Origin of the sequence: Ohtaekwangia sp. (assembly GCF_036786105.1) — a bacterium.
In the GTDB taxonomy this organism is placed as follows: domain Bacteria; phylum Bacteroidota; class Bacteroidia; order Cytophagales; family Cyclobacteriaceae; genus Ohtaekwangia.
In genome coordinates, this window is sequence record NZ_DAIQRQ010000057.1 from 29279 (window position 1) to 34606 (window position 5328).

Annotated in this window: 1 protein-coding gene; it reads left to right on the top strand. The window is 40.1% G+C overall.

All coding sequences use genetic code 11. The features are described 5' to 3' along the window. The first annotated feature begins 703 nt into the window (after positions 1-703). Positions 704-4792: a hybrid sensor histidine kinase/response regulator transcription factor gene (locus V7Q33_RS18760; protein WP_333820824.1), complete on the top strand. Its 4089-nt coding sequence runs from the start codon at positions 704-706 to the stop codon at positions 4790-4792. The last annotated feature ends 536 nt before the right edge of the window (positions 4793-5328 follow it).

The following is a 5328-nucleotide window of genomic DNA, read 5'->3' on the forward strand; positions in this document are numbered from 1 at the left end:
TTTGAGTATTGAATAAGATAAGCTTATGTTACTTATAAATAGCGAACAAGAGTGGTATATATCAGGCTGAATGTTTACTGACTACGGCTTTTTTTAATTGATCCTACAGTAGATACAATTTTAAAAGAATCATTTTCTAACCCTGGAATATGTAGATGATAAATGCGCAGAGTGGTTTATGTCTTTAATTAGTGGTTTTAGTCTTGAGTAAAATATAGATGAGAATAAATGAATGCGATAGGTACTAATATCCCTACGCATTTTTTTTGCATCCGGTAGTGTAATCATAGCCCGACTAAAATGAATTTGTCCAAACCTGATATATAGTCATTATTTCTTATCCGTTTCAGTATAAATCTTCATTAGCCCATAAACTACAAGTTGGGTGCACCATTTACGGGATATCAGGATAAAGCTGGCGCACTGAAAACAGGACTGGCCACTTTTACCCTGTCCGGTACATTAGCGGAGTGAATGGTAAATGATGATGACAAGCTTGTCTTTAGATTGTCGGCAGAATGATGGATAAGTTGTATCTTTATTAAGACAATAGACTGGTTAGGCAAGGAATAGGACTACCGTTGCGGCTTTTAGAAATAAATAACATTGCATAGGCTTGAATATTGATATGAGTTGATTAACTAGTAGAGTCGTGAGAGCGTATAGTTTTTTCAGAGTGGTCGGATTCGCCATAATAATTCTTGTGGCGCAATCACTTGTAAAATGTTTTGCACAGGAGTATCGGTTTGCCCATGTAGACAGTCGCCAGGGGCTGTCGCACAATTATGTAAAAGCAGTATACAGAGATAAGACCGGTTTTCTGTGGATCGGAACAGAGTCGGGCCTTAATCGCTTCGATGGTTATTCGGTAAAGGTGTATCGTAATGATCCCTCCGATTCGACTTCCCTTTTGACTGATGATATTGGAAGAATATTTGAAGTTCCGGGCGGAAAGCTGGGGATTGTGACAACAACCCTGGGACTTTGTTTTTATACTCCGGAAACAGAAACATTTTCGAATGATTCCCGATTCCTTAGAAAATTTTCAATAACCAATCCTGATGATATTATCAATATTATTAACGACAGAGTCGGTAATTATTGGTTCCTGTTGAAAAACAACGGGTTGGTGTGCTACAATGAAGAAAAAAAAAGTGCAACGCTTTTGAAGCACGCTGACAATGACAGCAGCTCCATTGTTTCTAATACCGTTACATCCATTGTACGTCACGCAGATGGAAGCTACTGGATAGCGCACTCCAATGGAGTTGTCGAAAATATAGTTTTCAAAAAGAACAAATTCACGGTTGAAAAGCGTATATCTTTTTTGCAAAAACATTTGCTTGAAAAAGATAAATTTTTGTGGTGTGAGTTAATGATTGACAGAGACGGAGATGTTTGGTGCTATGCGCCCAACGCAGACGTGGGCGTGCTTTACTACAACAGAGATGCACACAAAATTCGTCATATAGGTAAAAACTCTAAAGATATAGCGCTTGCTTCCGATTTGATCACCGGCCTTGTGCAAGACAATCAGGGAAACATTTGGATGTCTTCCGTCCTTGATGGAATTTATGTTTTCAATAAAAATAACTTTTCGGTAAAGAAAATTTCCAACGACCCGGAAACAGATGCTTCGTTGAGTGAAAATTCTGTTACGGTTATGTTTAAAGATGAAGATGGTATAATCTGGGCGGGTACATATAAGAAAGGATTAAACTTCTTCCACGAGAACATGATCCGGTTTCCGGTGTATAGCCGACATTCCAAACCGTATGCTTTACCTTTTGAAGATATAAACCGTTTTGTAGAAGATCGAAAAGGTAACCTATGGCTAGGTACGAATGGTGGTGGCCTGATATACTTTGACAGGCACACTGGAAAGTTTACAACGTATAAACATAATCCTAAAGACCCGCATAGTCTGAGCAGTGATGTTATAGTAAGTTTATGCCTGGATTACGAAGATAAGCTGTGGATAGGAACATTTTATGGCGGATTGAATTGCTTTGATGGAAAAAAATTTATCCGGTATCAGCATGATGCCAGTAATCCTACGAGTTTATCAGGAAAAAGTGTGTGGGAGATTCTTGAAGATTCGGAACACAGGTTGTGGATCGGTACGCTTGACGGAGGAGTCAGCGTCTTCAATCGGAAGAATAATACATTCACACATTATTACCATCGTGACCAGCGATCGCTTTACTCACCATATATATCAACGATTAAAGAAGATTCAAAAGGTAACATCTGGTTCGGAACGTCTACAGGTATTGATGTTTTAATGAAGGAGTCTGGCGGTATAGTGCATTTTGAGTCGGAAAGAAATAATCCGGCATCGCTTCGAAGTAACATCATTCAAGGTGTTCTGGAAGATTCCAAGGGCAGGCTGTGGATAGGATGTCAAGGTGCACTTAGCTTGTGGCAAAGGGAAACCAACAGTTTTATAAACTTTACTGAGAAAGACGGATTGCCGCATAATACCATCATGTCTATGGCAGAAGATGCAGAAGGGCGGTTGTGGCTTGGTACGCCCAATGGCCTCTCGTGTGCAACCATTATAGCAGAGAGCGGGAAAGTCAGGCTTACATTTACCAATTATTCAGAGGTTGATGGCTTGCAGGGTCAGCGATTCAATGAAGATGCCGCGTTGAGAACCCGCAATGGAGAACTCGTATTCGGGGGAGCCAATGGTTTCAACCTCTTTCGGCCTGGTGATATTGGCCACAACAAAACAATACCACGTCTTGTGCTCACAGATTTTCAATTATTCAACCGGAGCGTTCACCCGGGCAATGCCAATGAGCATCATTTTACATTACCGTCTTCCATTGTTACCAACCCGTCTATCGTATTGACGGCAAATGATAACGTGTTTTCCGTAGAATTTGCAGCACTCAATTTTATACAACCGTCAAAAAACAAGTATAAATACAAACTGGAAGGATTTAACCAGGATTGGCTGCTAACCGATGCCAATAACCGGAGAGTTACTTTTACCAACCTGGATGCGGGTGACTATATATTTCGCGTCATTGCTGCAAATAACGATGGTGTCTGGAATGAAAAAGGAGTTTCGCTTCCAATCAAAGTGCTTCCGCCTTTTTGGAAATCGCGCAAAGCTATTGTCATTTACCTGCTCGTTCTGATAGTACTTCTACATATAACACGCAAACTTATACAGCAACGTGAACGAATGAAGTTTGCTATTAAACAACAGCAAGAGGAAGCCATGCGATCGCGCGAGATGGATATGATGAAGACAAAGTTCTTCACCAATGTGAGTCATGAATTTAAAACTCCGCTTTCGCTTATTCTTTCCCCATTGGAAAAACTTAGCGTGCAAGTGGTTGATTCAGAGCAGCGAAAACATATTGATCTTATTCAAAAAAATGCAAAGCGATTGCTGAATCTAGTGAACCAGCTTCTTGATTTTAGAAAAATGGAAGTTCATGATATTCGCTTTCATCCTTCTGAAGGTGATCTCATCCGGTTTGTGCGTGAAGCTGTATATTCCTTTGCTGACCTCTCGGAGAAGAAAAATATCAAACTCACATTTGATTCAAATACTTCATTACTCGAAGTTACTTTCGATCACGATAAAGTCGAGAAGATATTGTTTAATCTTCTTTCAAATGCGTTTAAGTTTACCATGGGTAATGGAGAGATTTCGGTGATCGTAAATGTTAAAGACTCGTCCGATAACAATATTGTTGAGATTGTTGTAAAAGATACCGGAATTGGAATACCTCTGGAAAAGCAGGAACTTATTTTTGAACGCTTTTTTCAGAACGACTTGCCGAGCACTCTCACCAACCAGGGTAGTGGTATAGGTCTCGCTATAACAAAGGAATTTGTGCGCATTCATGGAGGCACGATCAGGGTCGAGAGTGAGGTAGGAAAGGGAAGCTCCTTTATTGTAGTGCTGCCGCTGAAAAAACTTGTTCATACGGTTCACGAAACCATAAATGAACCACCGAGCGTTGTGCAGGATAATCCAAAAGAAGATCAGTCTGAACCTGTTGGTGATAAGCCGTTGATCTTGTTGGTAGAAGACAATGAAGATTTTCGTTTTTATCTAAAAGACAACCTTAAGATATCTTATTCTGTTATTGAGGCTGAAAGTGGAGAGGAGGGATTGAAGAAAGCGATTTCTCAATATCCTGATTTAATCGTAACCGATGTGATGATGCCTGGCATGAGCGGTATTGATTTATGTAAAACGATAAAATCAGATCAACGCTTATCACACATACCTGTTATATTACTGACGGCCCGATCCGGTGAAGAACAACGTCTTGAAGGCTTTGAAGTAGGTGCAGACGATTATATACCGAAGCCTTTCAGCTTTCCTATATTAGAATCGAGAATCAAGAACCTGATCTCTTTGCGGAAGGATCTGCATACACTGTTTGCAAAGAAAAATGGAATTAAGGCAAGTGAGATTCAGATTACGCCTCTGGATGAACAGTTTGTTCAAAAAGTTGTTCAGGCAATCGAAAACAATATAGCGAACAGCGAACTAACAGTTGTCGATTTGAGTCGTGAGTTGGGTGTGAGCCGCGCACAATTTTTCAGGAAAGTGCAGGAACTTACCGGTAAATCTCCCTTGGAGCTGATTCGTACGATTCGTTTGCAATATGCAGCGCAGCTTCTCGAAAAAAGTCAGCTTTCGGTAGCCGAAATTGCTTATCGGGTAGGCTTTAACAACCCCAAATATTTTGCCCGCCACTTTAAAGATCAATACCATGTGCTGCCTTCTGCTTACGCCAGTGGTAAGCGGCGAAGCTAGCCAGGGATAAAATGCAGAATAACTTTTCGTTAGACAATTGTTACCCACCTTTAGGATTATTTATTATGCTGGCAGAAGAGGGGTATACCTATTTTGGCGTTATAAAAGTATTGGCTTTGAAACGCAAATTGCAAATTCTGTTATTCTTTGAAGTGGTCATGTATATGGTCATTTTCTCTGTAATTGCATGGCTTGCATCCCTGTTATAAAAGGATGCAAGCCATTTTCTTTAAACTCCCCTTTTCACAGAATACTTCCTTCTTTTTTTAAGTATCCGTATTGAAAGTTGAAATGATACACTCATTAGAGACTTTCAAGGTGGGTACTTGGACTTCTGGTGCGCCTTTTCGGGACGAATGAATACCCATTTATAGCCTCTTGCTGCAATAACTTTAGTGCAAACGATTACAGGTGAATTGATTTAGAAATCGATCCCGGAAGTCGCAATGCAATAAAAGATGAACACCCTAACCAAAACCAAAAAAAACGTATGAAGAAACTTTACAGATGTTTAGGCATTTCCATGTTAATTCTGC